The 19109-nt window shown below is 34.4% G+C and carries 15 protein-coding genes; 6 read left to right on the plus strand and 9 right to left on the minus strand.

The features are described from left to right. Nucleotides 1–187: 187 nt before the first annotated feature. From HNS38_RS09505 to HNS38_RS09530, 6 genes are all read left to right on the plus strand, one after another. On the plus strand, nt 188–1933 hold the full coding sequence (locus tag HNS38_RS09505; RefSeq protein ID WP_172346349.1) for an Omp28-related outer membrane protein: 1746 nt from the start codon (nt 188–190) through the stop codon (nt 1931–1933). A gap of 313 nt (nt 1934–2246) precedes the next feature. Continuing rightward, nucleotides 2247–3971: an Omp28-related outer membrane protein gene (locus HNS38_RS09510; protein ID WP_172281220.1), complete on the plus strand. Its 1725-nt coding sequence runs from the start codon at nt 2247–2249 to the stop codon at nt 3969–3971. A 151-nt stretch (nt 3972–4122) separates the two neighbouring features. Then, nucleotides 4123–5832 carry an Omp28-related outer membrane protein gene (locus tag HNS38_RS09515; protein WP_172281218.1) on the plus strand — a complete coding sequence of 570 codons (1710 nt, stop codon included), beginning with the start codon at nt 4123–4125 and terminating at the stop codon, nt 5830–5832. Between the two features lie 156 nt (nt 5833–5988). Continuing rightward, nucleotides 5989–7005 (plus strand): type I phosphomannose isomerase catalytic subunit, encoded by a 1017-nt coding sequence (locus HNS38_RS09520; protein ID WP_172281216.1) that lies wholly within the window; start codon nt 5989–5991, stop codon nt 7003–7005. Between the two features lie 49 nt (nt 7006–7054). Then, nucleotides 7055–7540 carry a DUF456 domain-containing protein gene (locus HNS38_RS09525; protein ID WP_172281213.1) on the plus strand — a complete coding sequence of 162 codons (486 nt, stop codon included), beginning with the start codon at nt 7055–7057 and terminating at the stop codon, nt 7538–7540. Nucleotides 7541–7591: 51 nt separating this feature from the next. Further along, nucleotides 7592–9337 carry a hypothetical protein gene (locus tag HNS38_RS09530; protein ID WP_172281211.1) on the plus strand — a complete coding sequence of 582 codons (1746 nt, stop codon included), beginning with the start codon at nt 7592–7594 and terminating at the stop codon, nt 9335–9337. Nucleotides 9338–9411: 74 nt separating this feature from the next. Here HNS38_RS09530 and buk read toward each other — a convergent pair whose 3' ends face one another. The 9 genes from buk to HNS38_RS09575 all read right to left on the minus strand — a co-directional run bounded on the left by buk (nt 9412) and on the right by HNS38_RS09575 (nt 18912). After that, nucleotides 9412–10500: a butyrate kinase gene (gene buk, locus HNS38_RS09535; protein WP_172281209.1), complete on the minus strand. Its 1089-nt coding sequence runs from the start codon at nt 10498–10500 to the stop codon at nt 9412–9414. A 59-nt stretch (nt 10501–10559) separates the two neighbouring features. Continuing rightward, the gene (locus tag HNS38_RS09540) at nt 10560–11462 is read right to left on the minus strand and encodes a phosphate acyltransferase (protein WP_172281206.1); all 903 of its coding nucleotides are present in this window, start codon (nt 11460–11462) and stop codon (nt 10560–10562) included. Between the two features lie 30 nt (nt 11463–11492). After that, the gene (locus tag HNS38_RS09545) at nt 11493–12767 is read right to left on the minus strand and encodes a M64 family metallopeptidase (protein WP_172281204.1); all 1275 of its coding nucleotides are present in this window, start codon (nt 12765–12767) and stop codon (nt 11493–11495) included. 236 nt (nt 12768–13003) lie between these two features. Continuing rightward, nucleotides 13004–14341, minus strand: a complete 1338-nt coding sequence (locus HNS38_RS09550; protein ID WP_172281202.1) for an ABC transporter permease — start codon at nt 14339–14341, stop codon at nt 13004–13006. Nucleotide 14342: 1 nt separating this feature from the next. Further along, nucleotides 14343–15263: an ABC transporter ATP-binding protein gene (locus HNS38_RS09555; RefSeq protein WP_172281200.1), complete on the minus strand. Its 921-nt coding sequence runs from the start codon at nt 15261–15263 to the stop codon at nt 14343–14345. A 75-nt stretch (nt 15264–15338) separates the two neighbouring features. Next, nucleotides 15339–17393: a tetratricopeptide repeat-containing sensor histidine kinase gene (locus HNS38_RS09560; protein WP_172281197.1), complete on the minus strand. Its 2055-nt coding sequence runs from the start codon at nt 17391–17393 to the stop codon at nt 15339–15341. Between the two features lie 80 nt (nt 17394–17473). Then, nucleotides 17474–18124, minus strand: coding sequence for an ElyC/SanA/YdcF family protein (locus tag HNS38_RS09565; protein WP_172281195.1), 651 nt, complete (start codon nt 18122–18124; stop codon nt 17474–17476). Nucleotides 18125–18190: 66 nt separating this feature from the next. Beyond that, a complete protein-coding gene (locus HNS38_RS09570) occupies nt 18191–18397 on the minus strand; it encodes a DUF1858 domain-containing protein (RefSeq protein ID WP_172281193.1) in 207 nt (68 codons plus the stop codon). An 11-nt stretch (nt 18398–18408) separates the two neighbouring features. Beyond that, entirely contained in the window at nt 18409–18912 is a 504-nt protein-coding gene (locus HNS38_RS09575; protein WP_172346350.1) for a uridine kinase, read from the minus strand. Nucleotides 18913–19109 lie beyond the last annotated feature (197 nt).

The raw sequence follows: 19109 nt of genomic DNA on the forward strand, positions 1-19109 counted from the left end.
AACCTATTCTAATTCAGCTTGATAAGGCAGTCTGATTTGGTGCGAAACTTCAGTAAATTTATCGAAACGCCTAATCACTTAGGCGTTTTTTTTATAATCAATAATTACCTTAATTAATTTTTTTGCAAAGTTTGTACAAGTTTATAATATATTTATATTTGTCCCACACTAATCAAATTACACAAACATGAAAAGAAATTTACTTTTATTATTATTAATGGTTGGGATTGGACAAGTTTTCTCTCAAACCATAGTCAGTACAGATGCCGAAAATAAAAAGGTTATCTTAGAAGAATTTACCGGAATACATTGTGGGTATTGCCCAGATGGACACCGATTAGCAAATTTAGTAGCAGAAGCCAACCCTGGGAATGCATTTCTAATCAACATTCACACTGGAAGTTTCGCAACCCCTGGCGCCGGTGAACCAGATTTCAATACTGAATGGGGTGCGGCAATTGCTGGTCAAACTGGTTTAACTGGCTACCCTGCTGGAACAATAAACAGACATTTATTTCCAGGAATGCAACAAGGCTCTGGTAGTGCAATGAGTCGTGGTGATTTTGCCACAGCTGCAGGAATGGTTTTAGCAGAAGCCTCTTACGTTAATTTAGGAGTGGAAGCCTCTGTTGATTTTAGCGTAACACCTGCTCTTTTAACAGTACACGTTGAAACATATTATACTGGAACAGATGCTCCACCTACCAACAAATTAAATGTTGCCTTGGTTCAGGATAGTATTTTAGGTCCACAATCTGGCATGGCAGCTAACCCTGATTATGTAGTTGGAGATCAGTATTTACATATGCATGCGCTACGCCACATGTTAACAGGACAGTGGGGTGATGATATCACAACTACAACACAAGGAACTTTTGTTGATAGAACCTATACTTGGGAAATTCCTTCAAGCATTAATGAAGTTATTTTGAATCCAAATCAACTTAATATCATTGCTTTTATTGCAGAATCTGAGCAAGAGATTATTAGTGGTAACGAATGTCATGTTGAAGTCATTCCTCCAACAACACAAAACGATTGCGATTTAATGGGTACTACAAATATTCCAGAAATCATATGTGGTGAAGGACTTGTTTCTCCAATTATCAATGTATTGAACAAAGCTGGAAACCCAATTACTTCCATGGAAATCACCTATGATGCGAATGATGGTACTCCAATGGTTTACAACTGGACAGGAAATATTATCTATTATGCAAATGAAGAAATCACATTACCTGAACTTTCATTCCCTGTAGAAGCTACAAATACAATTAATATCACTGTAACCAAAGTGAATGGTGAAACGGATCCTGATCCATCAAATAATTCCATAACTGGCACTACTAATGAGGCATCAGAAGTGGTTAATGTTACCTTAGATTTAAAGACTGATAATTACGGATCAGAAACTACTTGGCAATTAAAAAATGAAGAAGGAGATGTATTATACAGTGGTGGTCCATACACAGATGCTAGTGTATTGGTTGAAGATCAAACAGCATTCGATTTACCTGTCGCTGGATGTTATACCTTTGAAATCCATGACTCTTATGGAGATGGTATGAACGCAGGTTATGGTGTTGGATATTATAAACTATATACTGAAGGTGAATTATTTTTAGAAGGTGGCACATTCGGCTCCGTTGATATTGCTCCATTTAATAATACAATCTTTGACGGCCTTGAAACTGATATTTATTTTTCTAATTTAAATATTTATCCAAATCCAAGCACTGGCCTTATAAACATTAATAATATGGAAGGTGCTCAAATTTCAGTGATGAATATTGTTGGTCAACAAGTAATAGAAAATAATAACGCTAGTCATCATCAACAAATCAATCTCTCTGATTTAGACAATGGTTCTTATTTAGTTAGAATTAAACTCGACAATCAAATAAAAACACAAATGATCATTCTGAAAAAATAATATTTCAATTTGAGTTTTAGATAAAGTCATACTGAAATTCAGTGTGGCTTTTTTTTGACTCCTCAATAAAAACTCGAATAATAATACATGAAATGGATTTTTATTCATTTATGTGCAATAAAATCAAATTAAAGAAAAAAATGATGACAAATAAGGACATTAGATAATATGCAAATCAAATAGGAGGTTTACAAAACTCAGGAAATTAGCGGTATATCTAAGATTCCATCAAACTTAAATAAATATTTTATAAAGTTACGAGCTGTTTATAATATTTTTATATTTGTTTTTTATTAATTCTTAAACTCAAACTATGAAAAACCTTTTACTTTTTAGTTTCGCTGTACTTATCTCATTAAGTCAACTAAACGCACAATCAATTGTCGGAACCGACCCAGAAAACAAAAATGTAGTCCTTGAAGAATTCACTGGAATCCATTGTGTATATTGTCCAGAAGGACACGTTATTGCTCAAGGAATTCAAAATCAACATCCAGAAGATGTTATTTTGATAAATATTCATCAAGGGAGTTTTGCTAGTCCAAGTGGAAACGAGCCAGATTTCCGTACCGAATGGGGAAATGCTATCGCTGGTCAAACTGGCCTAACTGGTTATCCATCAGGCACCGTTAACAGACATATATTCTCAGGTGGAAATACCGCTCTAGGTAGAGGCTCTTGGACAGGTGCTGCCAACACAATTCTTGGCCAATCAAGCTATTTAAATGTAGGCTGTGAAGCTTTCTGCACAGATGATGGACAATTACTAGTAAATGTAGAAGTTTATTATACAGGCGATAGCCCAGAAGCATCAAATTTCTTAAATGTTGCTATTCTACAGAGTCATATATTTGGCCCACAAACTGGTGGAGGAGCTGGGAATAATTATGAACATATGCATATGCTGCGCCATTTGATTACAGGACAATGGGGAGAAGAAATTTCTGAAACTTCAGAAGGTTCTCTTTATACTACAACATTGAGTTATCAAATTCCAGATGATTATAACGATGTTCCTGTTGTACTAGAAGACTTAGACATTGTTGCCTTTGTAACAGAAACACATCAAGAAGTTGTAAGCGGCATTAAAGGTACTCTAACCTTTGAAGCAGCCAATGATTACGATGTAACAGTTAGTGAAGTATTATACCCTATCGGAAAAGCTTGTATTGGGGATTTAGCACCACAAATTGAATTAGCAAATTATGGTGCGATTAACCTCACATCTGCTGATATAGAGTATAGTGTCAATGGTGGTGAAGTATATAATTACGAATGGACTGGTGAATTAGAATATACAGATACCGAAACCATTACATTACCTGCTATAGCACTAGCTATGGAGGACAATAATGAATTAGTGATCACCATTTCAAATCCTAACGGTGTAGAGGACGAAAATCCTGCAAACAATACGACAAACGTTGAATTTGAAGCAGCACCTCAAACTACCAAAATGATTGAAATGCAATTATATGTTGGTTCTTCTTTTGGAAACCAAATTTCTTGGGATTTCAAAAACGGAAACGGTGAAATCATTGCAGAAGGTAGTGGATACTCCAATAATGACTTAATTACAGAGATGCTTCCTATTGTAAGCACCGATTGCTACACTTATTCAGTATACGATGCTGTTGGCAATGGATTTGCTGGTAATGGTTATTTGAAATTAAAAGATGATGGTGTATTATTTGAATATATTACCTCTGAATTAGAAGACGAAGTAAACATCATTTTCTTGGCTGGAGATCCAACCGGTATCCATACTAATTATGAGAAAGTCAATCATATCAGTATTTACCCAAACCCAACTTATAATAATGCTCAGTTAACATTCTCATTAGTGGAAAAATCTAATGTACAGCTTAGTATTTATAATGTAATAGGATCTTTAATAATGGAACTTCCAACGGAATTGTTAAATGCAGGTGAGCAAAATATTGAAATAAATACTACTTCACTTGAAGAAGGTATCTATTTTGTAAACCTCAATATCAATAATGAAATAATAACTAAGAAAATTACAGTTTTAAAATAATTCTTAGACAACTATTTTAGGTAAAAAGCCGTCTTGTGTGAGACGGCTTTTTATTTTTGAGCCAATGAACTTAAATAAATATTTTAAAAAGACCACGTTGGTTTGGAATATTTTTATCTTTGTCAATTAATAATCATTATATCACACAACTATGAAAAATCTCTTACTCATTTTATTAATAACCATGGTCTCTTTAGGTCAACTTAATGCTCAAAGTATTGTTGGAACAGATCCTGAAAACAAGAACGTGGTTTTAGAAGAATTCACTGGCATTAACTGTGGTTACTGCCCTGATGGTCACGCCATTGCACAAGCCATCCAAAATGCAAATCCAGAAGATGTTATTTTAATCAACATACACCAAGGTGGTTTTGCAACTCCTAGCGGAAGTCAACCAGACTATCGAACACAATGGGGAGATGCAATCGCTGGCCAAACCGGACTAACAGGATACCCATCAGGAACCGTAAATCGTCATTTGTTTTCAGGAGGAAATACTGCCCTTGGCAGAAACTTATGGGCAAATTCTGCAACTCAAATACTTGGACAATCAAGTTACTTAAATGTTGGAGCAGAAGCTACTATTGTTACTTCCACACGACAGCTTGTTGTAAATGTAGAAGTCTATTATACTGGTGATAGTCCACTTTCAACAAACTTACTCAATGTGGCTTTGGTTCAAAATAATGTTATTGGATACCAAACAGGAAATAATAACTATAACCACATGCATATGTTGCGTCATTTATTAACTGGTCAGTGGGGAGAAGAAATCACAGAAACAACAGAAGGAAGTTTATATACGACAACTCTTTATTATGAAATTCCAGAGGATTACAGAGATATCCCTGCTGTTTTAGAAAACCTAGAAGTTGCTGCTTATGTAGCTGAAAATCATCAAGAAGTTATTAGTGGTACCATGGCTGAAATTTCTTTTGTTGAGGCTTTAAATGTGGACGCCGGAATTGTAAACACTAACGTTCCTCAAACATCTTGTGGTGAATCTATGTCTGCTGAAGTTACGATTATGAACTATGGAATGGATGAATTAACAAGTTTCGATTTTGAATATTCTGTTAATGACGAAGCTATTCAAAGCTATACTTGGACTGGAAATTTAGCACAATCAGAAACTGTAACTGTAAGTTTACCAAGTTTTGACATAATAGCTGACCAATCTAACGAGTTTAACCTTGTTATGAGTAACCCAAATTCATCTGAAGACGAACTTCCTCAGAACAACATGACTTCTGCAACTTTTGAAAAAACTGCGTTTTTACCTCAAGGATGCAAAGTAGCCATTTTAACAGATAACGCCCCGGAAGAAACTACTTGGGATATTAAAAATAGCGCTGGTGAAATCATAGCACAAGGTGGGCCATATAGCGTTACAAGCATATACTTAGAGCCATTTGAGTGGACAGGAAATGATTGTTATAAATTCTCTATCTATGATGCTGGTGGAAACGGATTAAATGGCGGATTTTACAGAATTGTAAACTCAAGTAACCAACTAATATGGGAAGGCACAACTGATTTCGGAACTGTTGGTTCAGCAGAGTTTGCATATGATGAAGTAATGGATATTAATTCCGTACCTGAACTTCACAAAGTGAGTGTTTATCCAAATCCAATAATCGGTACTGCACATGTTGAATTTACTTTACTTCAACAAAGTACAATTCAACTTGATTTATATAACCTCCTTGGAAAAAGAGTTATTCAAATCTACGAAGGTAGAATGCCACAAGGGTTAAAATCGATAAAGGTGAATACCTCAGACTTAGAAGAAGGTGTTTATTTTACAAGATTAAGCATTGATGGTTTAGTATATACACAAAAAGTCAATGTTCTGAAATAAAAACAAAAGTATATCAATACTGAGCCAACGATTAATCGTTGGCTTTTTTTATGCCATTTTTTTAATTCGAAATTGCAATTGATTTAAATTTTAATGAATATTTGTATCTTTATATAGAAAACAGAATCTTATCACTAACATTTCAATACAAAACCCATGAGTCAATCACTATATCCTTTTGAGTTTAAGCCTATTTTTAAAGAAAAAATTTGGGGAGGTCAAAGAATCAAAAACAGTTTTGGGTTTGATACTGGAGAACTAAAAAACTGCGGAGAACTTTGGAGCTTATCAGGATACGAAACAGAGCAGAGCACTATTTCTAATGGTTTTTTAGCAGGTAATGAACTCAATGATCTGATTGAGATTTATATGGATGAATTAGTTGGTGGAAATATTTATCAGCGATTTGGGAACACCTTCCCTATTCTTGTAAAGATTCTGGATGCTGAAGATTGGCTTTCTATTCAAGTTCATCCTGATGATGAATTGGCCATTAAGCGAGGTATGGAAGGTGGAAAAACAGAAATGTGGTACATACTTGAAGCTGATAAAAATGCGCAATTGATAGCTGGTTTTAGCCAAAAAGTAAATGAAAATGTTTATCTCCGAAAAATAGAAGAAAAGAAACTTTCTGAAATCATGAACTTTGAGGAGGTTAAGAAAGAAGATGTATTCTATATGCCTTCCGGAAGAGTTCATGCATTAGGTCCAGGTATTTTGTTGGCAGAAATACAGCAAACCTCAGATACCACCTACCGTATTTATGATTGGGACAGAGTTGACGAAAAGGGACAAGGAAGAGCACTTCACTTAAAAGAAGCCATGGAAGCCATCGACTTTGAGCTTTATGACAACTACAAAACTGAGTATCAAAAAAAACTTAACGAAACCAATGAAATCATCAATAATGACTTCTTCACCACAAATCTACTGGAACTAGATCAGGGGATTCAAAAAGACTATAGTGAGTTAGATAGTTTTGTTATTCTTTTGGCTGTGGAAGGTTCTTTTAATTATACCGACAAATTTGGGAATTATGGTTTTATAAAAGCTGGTGAAAGCCTTTTGATTCCTGCAGCCCAAGATAATATTAATATACTTCCTGATGGGAAATGTAAAATTCTTGAAGTATATATTATTGATGTAGAAGATTTGGATACAGGTAATTTGTAACCCTCCCTTTCAAATCTCGTCCAACATATTGAACTAAATAACTATATACATGGACATTCTCTTATCCATCTTGGCCATACTCCTCATGATTGTTGGCTTCGTAGGCGCTGTAATACCCATACTTCCGGGACCTATTATTTCGTTCCTAGGCCTCCTCTCTCTTTATTTTTTAGAAGACAAGCCTTTCGACGATCGGTTTATGGTAACATGGGGTACTTTTACTATCATTGTAACAGCAATAGATCAGGTAGTTCCAGTATTAGGCACTAAAAAAATGGGTGGTACCAAATATGGCGTAAATGGGAGCATTATTGGTTTAATTATCGGAGTATTTTTCTTTCCTCCCATTGGCTTAATTCTAGGACCTTTTTTAGGCGCTTTATTAGGGGAGCTGATTGGCGGGAAAGATATTAACCAAGCTACAAGAGCCGGATTTGGAAGTTTTCTTGGGTTCTTGAGTGGAACCTTTTTAAAGTTAATATTTAGCGGAATTGCTGCATATTATATCATCATTAATTTATCTTTCTTCAACTAGAACCATAATTCCTATTTATCATTTTCATGATTTATTCCTATCTTAGCATTCATGAAAAAATCGACTAAGATTAGCATCTATATATTAATTGGGATCAGTATATTTATTGGATTGACCTACCTATCCTCTGGGCTTATTCTAAAAGGAATTTTACAGAAAAAAATAGAGAATCAGCATATTGCAGATATCTACAAAATCGAATTTAAAAATGCCTATTTTGATATTTTTAACATGGGGTTTACTGTAACAGGACTTGAATTAATTCCAGACTCCACAGAGGACATCATGTTAAATTATAAATACCACAAGCAAATAGCCCATATTAATATCAAGCGTGCTGCCATCACCAGCTTCGATATTCTATTATTTCTTCAGGAACAGCAAATAGACATCAATAAGATTAGAATCATAAAACCCCAAGTAAAACTTTATAAGAATAAAGACTTCATAAATAAAAAGGCCATCACACAAAAAGATAGTAGCAAACATAACTCAGAAACTACTATTGACTTAATCTCACTTGATGAGATTTTATTCAAAGATTTTAGTCTTGAATATTATATTACTTCCACCGAAAGACCAGATTTATACATTAAAAGCATCAATATTTCTCTTATAAATCCCGTTATCGATCATAAAAAATTCCCTGAAATTAATAAAGTTTTGACCATTGATGAGATCAAGATGAACATGCAAGGGATTTCATTCTTCGATAAAAATGGTTTATATGAGATAGAATTAAAAAATCTGATTCTAGATGATGAAAACTCAAGTGTCCTATTAAATAACTTAAGCATTTCTCCAAGATTAAGTAAAAAAGAATTCGCGAAGAGGAGCCCTTTTCAAATTGATAGATTCGATGGAAAAGTGAAGCAAATTAACATTAAGCAAATAGACATTGCTCAGTACTTAGATGATGGAGTATTAATCATAGATCATATAATTGTGGATGATGCAAATTTTGAAATCTATCGTGATAAAAACTTTCCATTTAACACTAATAATTTACCTAAATTGCCTCAACAAGCCATTCGCCATATCAAGCAAGCGTTGGCGATCAATACTATTGATTTGACAAATGTAGATCTTGTTTATATGGAAACTGCAGAAGGTGTTACAAAGCCTGGGAAAATAGAGTTCAAAAACACTGAAGCTCATATCAGTCATTTTGGAAATACCAAGGATTGGCAATCTAGCCAAGAAATGAAAATAGAACTTAAAACTCAAGTTTATGGTAAAGGAAACCTAATTGCTCAATTTAATTTTCCCTTAGCAAGTAACACCTTTTATTTTTCTGGTCAATTAGCTAAAACACAAATGGATATTTTCAATGAAATGACCATAAATGCTGCAGGAATAAAAGTTAAAGAAGGTATTATTGACAAGATGAGTTTTGATGTGGTTGCCACTTCTACGAAAGCTACAGGTAACCTTGACTTATATTATCACGATTTAAAGATTGCCTTATTAAAAGATGAGAACGAAAACGGACAAGTAAAAGAAAAGAAAATGCTAAATTTTCTTGCCAATAATCTATTAGTTCCTGTTCAGAACCCCAATAAGAATGGACAGTTTTATGAGGCCAAGATTGATTTTGATCGCGTAAAAAACAAAGGCGTTTTAAATTATTTATGGAAAAGTATTTTCTCCGGGATTAAAGATACTTTCCTTAAAGATCATAAAGATGAACAATCATATTCAAAGAAAAATGCAAAAAGTAATTCTGGTTTATCAAAAAGAGAATTGAGAAAAAAAGCCCGTCAAGAAAAGCGTGACAAGAAAAACAATTCAAAATAATAAAGCCATAAATTCATTTATAAAAAAAGTGGTCAAAAAACATTTTGACCACTTTTTTTATATTAAGAGTTTTCTTACTCGTAGATTTTAGCTATAGCCTCACCTTTAACCACTCGCAAACCATTAAAAGCCAACGCTCTCATTTCATCCTCGCCCGGGTAAACATGAATAGGAGCCATTTTATGAACACGTTCACTGATCTTATTTACCATCCACTTACCATGTGCTACACCACCAGTAATGAGTATTGCATCTACATCGCCTTTAAGAACAGCATACATAGATCCAATTTCTTTACTCACCTGATAAGCCATGGCTTCATTTACCATTCTAGCCTTCTCATCTCCGTTCATCATCCTTTTCTCAGCTTCATAGGCAGAATTAGTTCCAAGGTAAGCTACCATTCCTCCCTCACCTTTGTTCATCTTCAATAATTGCTTCAAGGTATATTTACCACTAAAACAAAGACGAATTAAGGCACCAACAGGAAGCGTACCTGTTCGTTCTGGGGAAAATGGACCATCACCATCTAAGCCTTGATTTACATCGACAACACGGCCTTTTTCGTGAGCTCCAACAGTAATACCACCACCCATATGAACAACAATAAGATTCATATCTTCATAATTTCGAAGAACAGATTTAGCATGTTGACGAGCTACAGCTTTTTGATTTAAGGCATGAAATACAGAAACTCTTGGTAATTCTGGATGACCAGAATATCGTGCTAAATCGCATAATTCATCAACTACCACTGGATTGGCAATATAAGCTTTAGCATCGGGCAGGGATTTGGCTAAATCATCAGCTATTAACCCACCTAAATTAGAAGCATGCTCTGCTCCCATTGGACTATTGATCAAATCCTCTTTTAAGCGATCATTCACTTCGTACACCCCAGACTCGATAGGCTTAACCAAACCTCCTCGTCCAACTACTGCACGAACTAAATCCATTCTAATTTCAGCATCCTCAAGAATTTTGATGATCAAATCTTTACGATATTGGAACTGATCTGTAATTCTTTCAAAGGGCTCTAATTCTTCTGTAGTATGAACTATATTTTTAACTAAAACTGGAGATTCATCATCGTAAACCGCAATTTTTGTACTTGTTGAACCTGGGTTTATGGCAATGATTCTGATGCCTTGACTAATACTCATGTGAGCTTGTTTTGTTTTATAATTAAGGGTTTGCATAAAATACAAACCCGATTTTTTTCTTATGCTTGTAATGCAGCTAATGCGATGGAGTATAACTTTGTCTTCACACTATCGCCACGACTACTCAATACCGCAGGAACCTTAGCTCCAGCTACAATAGCTCCTTGTTCTCCACCAGCTAATTTAGTATTGGCTTTATAAAAAACGTTTCCAGATTCAATATTTGGAAAAAGAATACAATCTGCATTACCAGCTACCTCGCCACCTACTTTTTTAATTTCTGCGCTTTCTTTGTCAATGGCCAAATCAAGACTTAAAGGACCATCAACCCAAGCACCTTTTATCTGACCTCTTTCAGCCATCTTGGCCATTAAAGCACCATCCACACTAGCTTGCATCTTAATAGACACCTGCTCGGAAGCTGCTAAAACAGCTAATCTTGGTTTTGCAATCCCCAATGATTTAGAGGTTTTAATCAAGTAATTAGCGATAGCCAATTTCTCTTTCAATTCAGGCGCTGGAATAATAGCCACATCACCAACCACCAATAATTTATGATAATTAGGAGTTTCCATTACTGTAACATGGCTTAAAGTAGCTTTAGGAGGCATCAAACCTATTTCTTTATTCAGGATGGCTCTCATATACTGATCAGTACTCACCAATCCTTTCATGATTAAGTCGCCTTCTCCTTTATTGATGAGTTCACAAGCTTTAAAAGCAGCTTTTTGACCATCTGCCTCTTGAACCATTTTGAATTTATTAGGGTCAATACCTTCCTCTTCACAAATAGATTTCATTGTATCGATATCGCCTACTAAAATAGCATCAACAATGTCCATATCAATAGCAGTACTAACCGCACCAATTGTATGATGATCGTTAGCATAAGCAGCTACTAATACTTTCTTTTCCTTACCTTTAAGGACTTCGAACATTTGATCTAATTTCGTTAATTCCATGTTGTATCTTAATTTATTATTTGTAATAATTTATTTCTCTGAATTAAAAACAATCATTTTTATGATGGCTTCTTTACAAGCATCACAAAATATATCTTCTTTAAATGAATTCATTAAGCAATCGTGACGTGGACGATAAACTCCTTTAGCCACATATCCTCCACCCTCGAAAACTCCTGTCACTCCTTTAAACTCCACTATATCAGGAGTTGGAATCGGTGTTTTTGAATCGACCAATTGTTTCCACTTGCTATCAAAATCGACAAGTGTTGTGATATTAGGTTCCCAAGGCTCCACTTCCAAATTATAAAACTCATTATAACTTGTTGAACTAGAATAATACTCGTCGCCTAATCCAATAAAACCATGACCTAGTTCATGAATGAAAATCTGACCCGCTTTGGCATTGGAGTTTACACTTACATTATAGAAATTATAGATGGCTCCCCCTCCATATTTCTCATTATTCACTAGAATATAAATTTGGTCATAGGGCGCATTTGCAGCTAAATCTCTAACGCTCTTAAAATCTTCTGTCATACAATAGCGCTCACTATCAAAAGTATAAAAGCTTGAGCTTAATTGTGTATTTTTCCAAATAGAATCTGCAGGTATGTCATTACCACTCTCCTGGCTTGGAGCCAATACTCCTCTAATATTAAAACGATTTTTATAATCAGTATATGGAGCATAATTAAAGAGCTCTCTAGCGAATTTATCACAATCGCTTTTGAATAAGTCCATTTCGTCTTTGCTATAACCATCGGGTAAAATAACAATATCTACTTTATCTTGTGGATCCCCTGAAACCAAAGCATCGTATACCGGGAAAGGCTTAGCTATACTTGGATCAATAAAATAGTTCTTTGGGTCTACTTCTAATTCCATTTGTTTTACAAATTTCCCATCCCAATTCCTAGAATACCACTTAACAATGATTTCGTTTTGAGGAAATGGGAAAACAATACTTTCGTAAAATGATTTATTAATTTCACGAGACTCATCAGTGGTTTGCCATTCTCCAAAAAGACTGCTATAACCTCTAGAATAAATCAAAACCCCAGATGCCTTATCATAAACTTCAAAAAAATATTTCCCATATTTAAAAGTGTCGATGAGGTTTTGGTGGTGACCTCCCCAATGAGGCTCTTGTTTTATTATTTGAACATAATATTGCTCCTGTTGATGATTTCCTGCATGAGTGTAATCAATGCGCATGGTTTTATTAACAAAATACTGATCAAAAGAAGCCCAAACTCCCTGATATATAAATAATAATAAAACAAAAATGACAACTTTTCGCATAGCTCAATTTTTGGCAAAAATACATATAATGTATCATTCTGAGTGCAAAAATTAGATCAGTGATTCTACTATTTTTAGCCTTTAAAGAGAAGAAATGTGAGAAGGACTTAATGAGACAATGAAGGAATGAGAGAATGATATAAAAAATGATACGGATCAATCTAGTAAATCCTTATGCCTTTAAATCATTCAATCCTTAAAGAAAAAAGAGAATGATTCAATAGTATAATGAGAAATTATCCTTTATAGAAAAACCATTTCCAAAGTTCTTTATAGCTCACTTTTTTACCATACATTAAAATTCCAGTTCTATAGATTCTTCCAGCAACATAGGTTGTGAAAACAAAACCAGCAATCAACAAGGCACCTGAAAGAGCCAACTCCCAAGCTTGAACTCCAAAGGGAATACGTAGCATCATAATTATTGGAGAAGTGAAAGGGAACATAGAAAACCAAAAGGCTACTTGTCCGCCAGGATCATTAATAATAAACTGCGCCATTACAATACTCAGAATAAGTGGAATGGTGATAGGCATCATAAACTGCTGAGTATCGGCTTCGCTATCTACTGCTGAACCAATGGCAGCAAAAAGAGCTGCATATAACAAATATCCTCCAATAAAGAAGAATATGAAAGCACCTATAACTAACGGAAAGTTAATAGCCATTACCGCTTCTATCATGAAGTTTACAGATTCGTCTTGAAAGTCTTGAGTAACTTGTTCTCCAGTTTCTGCTTGTTCAGGAAATAATCCTTGGGATGTATAGGTTGGCATTGGATCTGCTGCTTTAAAAGCATCGGAATAGACCAGTTGAAATCCACCAACAATAACAGAGGTAAGTATAATCCATAGAATGAACTGAGTTAAACCCACCATGGCTATTCCTACTATTTTACCCATCATCAATTGAAATGGCTTTACAGAGGATACGATGATTTCAATCACACGACTGGTTTTTTCTTCTATGACTCCTCTCATCACTTGAGCACCAAATAAGAAGATAAAGAAATAGATAAGGATGGCCGAAAATAATCCTACAACCATATTGGTTTCCACCGATGATTTCTCTTCATTCCCGCTCCCATCAAGTTTGATGGAACTTACAAAAACATTGGTTTTTATAGAACGAAGAATATCTTTTTCTATTCCATGCAGCCTTAGCTTTTCATCTTCCACCGATTTCTTCATGGTGGTTTTGATATAATTCTTAATGTCGAGGCTGGCTTGCCCATTGGAGTATAAAATGGCTGAAGTGGGCAAACTGGCTTCCGGAAGAGGAATATACAGCAAGGCATAATTCTCCGACTCTATCAAGTTTTCCTTGGCCACTTCCAAATCATTAACGGCAATCACAAACTTCGTATTCTCATCGCCACTTAAGTCTTTCATGAACATTCCACTTTCATCCAATACAGATATCACTTTAATATCTTCACCTAATGTGGTGAGGAAAAAAGGGACAATCCAAACAGCAGCCATCAATAGTGGGCCGAGGAAAGTCATGATGATAAAAGATTTCTTTTTGACTCTAGTCAGGTATTCTCTGCGTATAATTAATCCTATCTTATTCATTTTACTTCTTGTTTTGAGACTGAACCATGTCAATAAAGATATCATTCATACTAGGCAATAACTCCTGAAAACTCAAAAGTTGACCATGTTTCATAATCATTTGTGCGAGATCGTTGGAGGAGTGTTGTTCATCAAGTTTTAGTCTAAACTGATGTGCTTTCTCTAATCTTAACGAAGACTCAATGGTAAAGTGAGTAGACAAGTCGGCTTTTAGCGCATCAAAATCTCCGTTCACTTGAAACTCGAATAAGTGCTGTTTAAAATCTTCTTTAATCTGACCCACCTGCCCTTCGAGAATGGTTTCCGCATTATTTATAAGAGCAATATGATCACAGACTTCTTCTACAGAAGCCATATTATGGGTAGAGAATATGATTGTAGTTCCTTCATCCCGAAGGTTTAAAATCTCCTTTTTCAAAAGGTTTACATTAATCGGATCGAAGCCACTAAATGGTTCATCGAATATTAAAAGCTCCGGTTTATGAATAATAGTGACAATAAACTGGATTTTCTGCGCCATCCCTTTGGAAAGGTCTTCCACTTTTTTGTTCCACCAGTTGGTAATCTCAAATTTCTCGAACCACTTTCTCAACTCTTTTCTGGCATGAGCCGTGGAAAGTCCCTTAAGCTGAGCTAAATAAATGGCTTGGTCTCCAACTCTCATTTTTTTGTATAAACCACGCTCCTCAGGTAAATAGCCAATACGATGCACATCCTCAGGTTGTAATTTTTTTCCATTGAAAAGAAGCTCCCCAGAATCGGGACCTGTGATTTGGTTGATGATTCTGATTAAACTGGTTTTACCAGCTCCATTTGGACCTAATAAACCAAAGATGCTTTTTTCGGGAACAGAAATACTAACATCCTTTAAAGCAGTATGTTCAGCGTATTTTTTAATTATATTTTTAGCTTCAAACAGCATATTCTTGATTTTACGCAAATATAGTTTGATTCTATTCTAAAGAAATAAAAAATATGTTAAACGACAAGCAAATCATTAAAACCTAGGTTTGGTTTTTTTGGGCAGTGTGAAATAAAACTTACTTCCTATATCTAGCTTTGATTCCACCCAAAATACGCCACCATTTAGCCGAATAAACTCCTTAACCAACAATAAACCAAGCCCAGTTCCTGTTTCGTTTTCTGTTCCTTTTGTAGTATGGCTAGATTTTGTTTCTAAAATTCTTTTTAAGTCATCGGGTAATAGACCTTTTCCATTATCAGAAATACAGAATTCCAATTCAGCATTTCTTTGTTTTAGCTCCACACTAATCTTTCCGCTTTTACGAGTAAATTTAATGGCATTACTCATCAGATTTCTAAGTACAGTACTAATCATATTGGGATCAGCATACACCATATTCTTCTCACCAATATCCATGAGTATTTTAATGTTTTTATAACTGGCTTGATTGCGAAATAACTCATACATATCCACCAAGTAATCATTCATGTTAAATTCTTCTGGAAAAACATGAATAGAATTAGATTGATTTTTCGCCCATAATAAAAGGTTATCCATCAATTCATAAAGCGTATTACTGGTGGTATTTATTTCATTAATAATATATTTCTTCTCTTCATTTGGAATCGTATCCCATTCTGAGGATAATAAACTTGTTAAACCCAATACCGAGTTAAAAGGATTTTTTAAATCATGACCTATAATACTTAAGAACTTATCTCTTGTTTGGTTGGCTTCAGATAATTTCTCATTGGCCAGCAGCAAGGCAGAATTATCTGTAATTTTCTCTCTATTTTTTCTAAGTAAGATAAACACATATATTCCAATCCCAATTAATATAATTAACAGGGCGATAGTAATGTATTTATACGCTATTAAACTCCCTTTTACTTCATTATTCTCATGATTCAAATTCTCATTTTCCTCTTCAAGATATTTATTTTTCTTTGCCCTCTTGTCCAACTCATTATTAATCCTTAGGGCTGCTAACCTTTCTTTTGTTTCATAATCATTTTTGCTTATAACCGCCTGAGTATATTTCTCCTGAAAGGAATAGGCTTTCTTAAAATCATTTAATTCTGAATAAATAATAGAATATATCTCATAAGCATGGGCTATCTCCTCTTTGTCACCTATTTGTTTAGCAATACCATATCCTTTATCTATACTTTTAAAGGAATCATTTTTAAGTCCTTTCTTATGATATACATAAGCCAAATTAATCAGTGATGTAGATATTCCTTGCTTATTCTCAATTTTCTCATTTATGGCAATGGCTTGTTTATAATATGCAATTGCTTCTGAATATTTTTTATTTCGAACCTCCAATAACCCCAGATAGTTTTTAATAACAGCCAATCCCTTCTCATCTTTATTATTAATATATAAAGGTTCTAGTTCTCGATACAAACCATAAGCTTTATTATAATCGCCCATATCATAATAGGTGATAGCCTGAAGGTTAATCAAGATAGCGATTCCAACAGAATCATCCACCATGTTTTTATATTCAACTGCTTGATTGAAATACTCTATAGCCTCTTTGGTATCATCATTATGACGGTGCAAATTTCCTAGATTAACACAAACATAACCCAATCCTTTATAATCATCTATTTTCTTAAAATTAAAGAAGGCTTTCTCTAAATACTTTATAGCATTTAAATAATCTCCTTTTAGGGTGAATATTCCACCTAGATTATTATTAGAGTATGCTATTTGAATGGTATTATCGTATTTCGTAGCCAATTCTAGAGCTTCAAAATAATAATTGATAGCATTGGAATAGTCTCCTTTGTTTCTATGAACTAAACCTAGGTAGTTTAGTAATTCTGGTTTTAGGTAATCTAGCTCGGGGTGATTGTTTATTTCTTGAAGACCTCTGTTTCCATTATCTAAGGCCATTTGAGGGTTTCGGCTACGTTCAATCCAACACAATTTAGAATAGGCCTGGATTTTAGTTTTAGGATCTGAGTTAGCTTCAACAACACTCAATAAACTATCCACATAAGGAATATTGTCCGTATGCTGAGCTATAATGTTTAATGAAAAGAAAGTTGCTAAAACAACAATGATATATTTCTTCAAAACAAAATCATTTATTTATATGAAAGTGAAATCCTAATACAACTATTTGAAGTATTTTACTAAAATACGAAAAAAAAGTTTCATAAAGAATAAGCTGAAAAGAAAAATAAAACATAAAAATAGCCAATCCCTTCTGTTAGCACAGAACGAAAACCTTTGCTATTTTTCCACCACTGATGATGGTCATATAGCCGATCATTTATGGATATGATTCCTATATGATGCTCAGGTAGGGCTTTTTGAAATAGAAGCCAACTTCTACGAGAATGTGCACCCAAGGAAACAAGGTTAAAAGCATAGGTTCCCGGATAATTTTTCGATAAGAATTTTTTTAGCTCTAAAGCCGAATGATAGGTTCTGTCGCGCCAAACCAATTCCCTATTTACTGCCGTCATACTATCAGGTGAAGCACCATATTCTAATAATGTTTGAAAGGATACATCAGCCGTTGATCGATAATTCATGATAACGTATCCGGTGTTTAATGGGCCTCCAGTTATCATCAGGTGTTCATAATTTCCCTCCCTAAAAATTTCCAGACTTTCCTCAAGAGCATAATCATTTAACCATCCTTCGACAACGAGAATTTTAGCTTCTACTTTTTGATTGGGAGATAAAAATGAATAGGCATAATAAATAACAAAATACATAAGACCAAGGAAAGAGCCTAATATGAGTAACTTCACCCATACTCGTAATACATATTTTTCCTTTTTAACTCGCCAAGACATCATATTGGGTTTTGAATCAAAGATAGTAAATAAAGAGAGGATCGTTTTATTAGCCTCCTCAAATATTTATTTTGTTTGATTTATTTGATTCATCTCATTGATAAAGGCATCGATTTTATCATCATCAAATCCTTTTTCTTTTGCAGCCTCCTCTAAAGTTCCCCAAATAGGTTCTCCACAGGCAATACATCTTATACCATGCTCTGCTAAATATTTAACCGAAAATGGATAATCATTTACTAGATCTTCAATTTGAATGTGTTTTGTTATCATGATTCTAGATTTTAGGGTAAATTTAGAAAATCTTTAGCAGCCTCATCAGTGCAACAAGCTTCACCATCTAATTGCAATACATTAGGTTCTCCATCAGGCAATAAACCGTAGATAAAATGGCTGTCCCAGATATGCTGTATATACCAATCGGGTTCATCGCCCCAACGATTATCCAAAGTCTTTCTACTTAAGAAAGTTTCTTTCCTGATGCTCAAGAAAATCTTATGATCTAATATTTTTAAAAGTTCAGGGTTCCAAAAGACCATTAAACCTTCTACAATAATAGTCTTATTCCCTTCTTTTGCTTCCTTTATTTTTTTGATTAAGGATTCGAAATTTAATGATTTAGGATGTTCCCAATCAATGTGCTCACTAATTCTAGGCATTTTATCCATCGGTTGAATAAACTCATCTTGATGAAGTATCAGAACCTCATCATAGCCAATCCACTCTCTGATTTTAAAAGCTAAACTAGTTTTTCCGGCTCGGCTAACACCACCTATTCCTATAATCATTAATCATTTCGGTTTCTGGTATGAAAATGCAAATTTAAAAGAAAAATCGAATTAGGAAAAAATAGACATTCTAATGATTCCTTTCCTTTTTCGTAAAACAATAGCCCAATACGATTATCCATATTAATTCTATATTAACTCAGTAATAGTAGAACATTAAGGCCGAAGCAGAATGAAGGGAAGGCTACTTTTCCTAG

Origin of the sequence: Lentimicrobium sp. L6, from assembly GCF_013166655.1 — a bacterium.
Taxonomy (GTDB): domain Bacteria; phylum Bacteroidota; class Bacteroidia; order Bacteroidales; family UBA12170; genus UBA12170.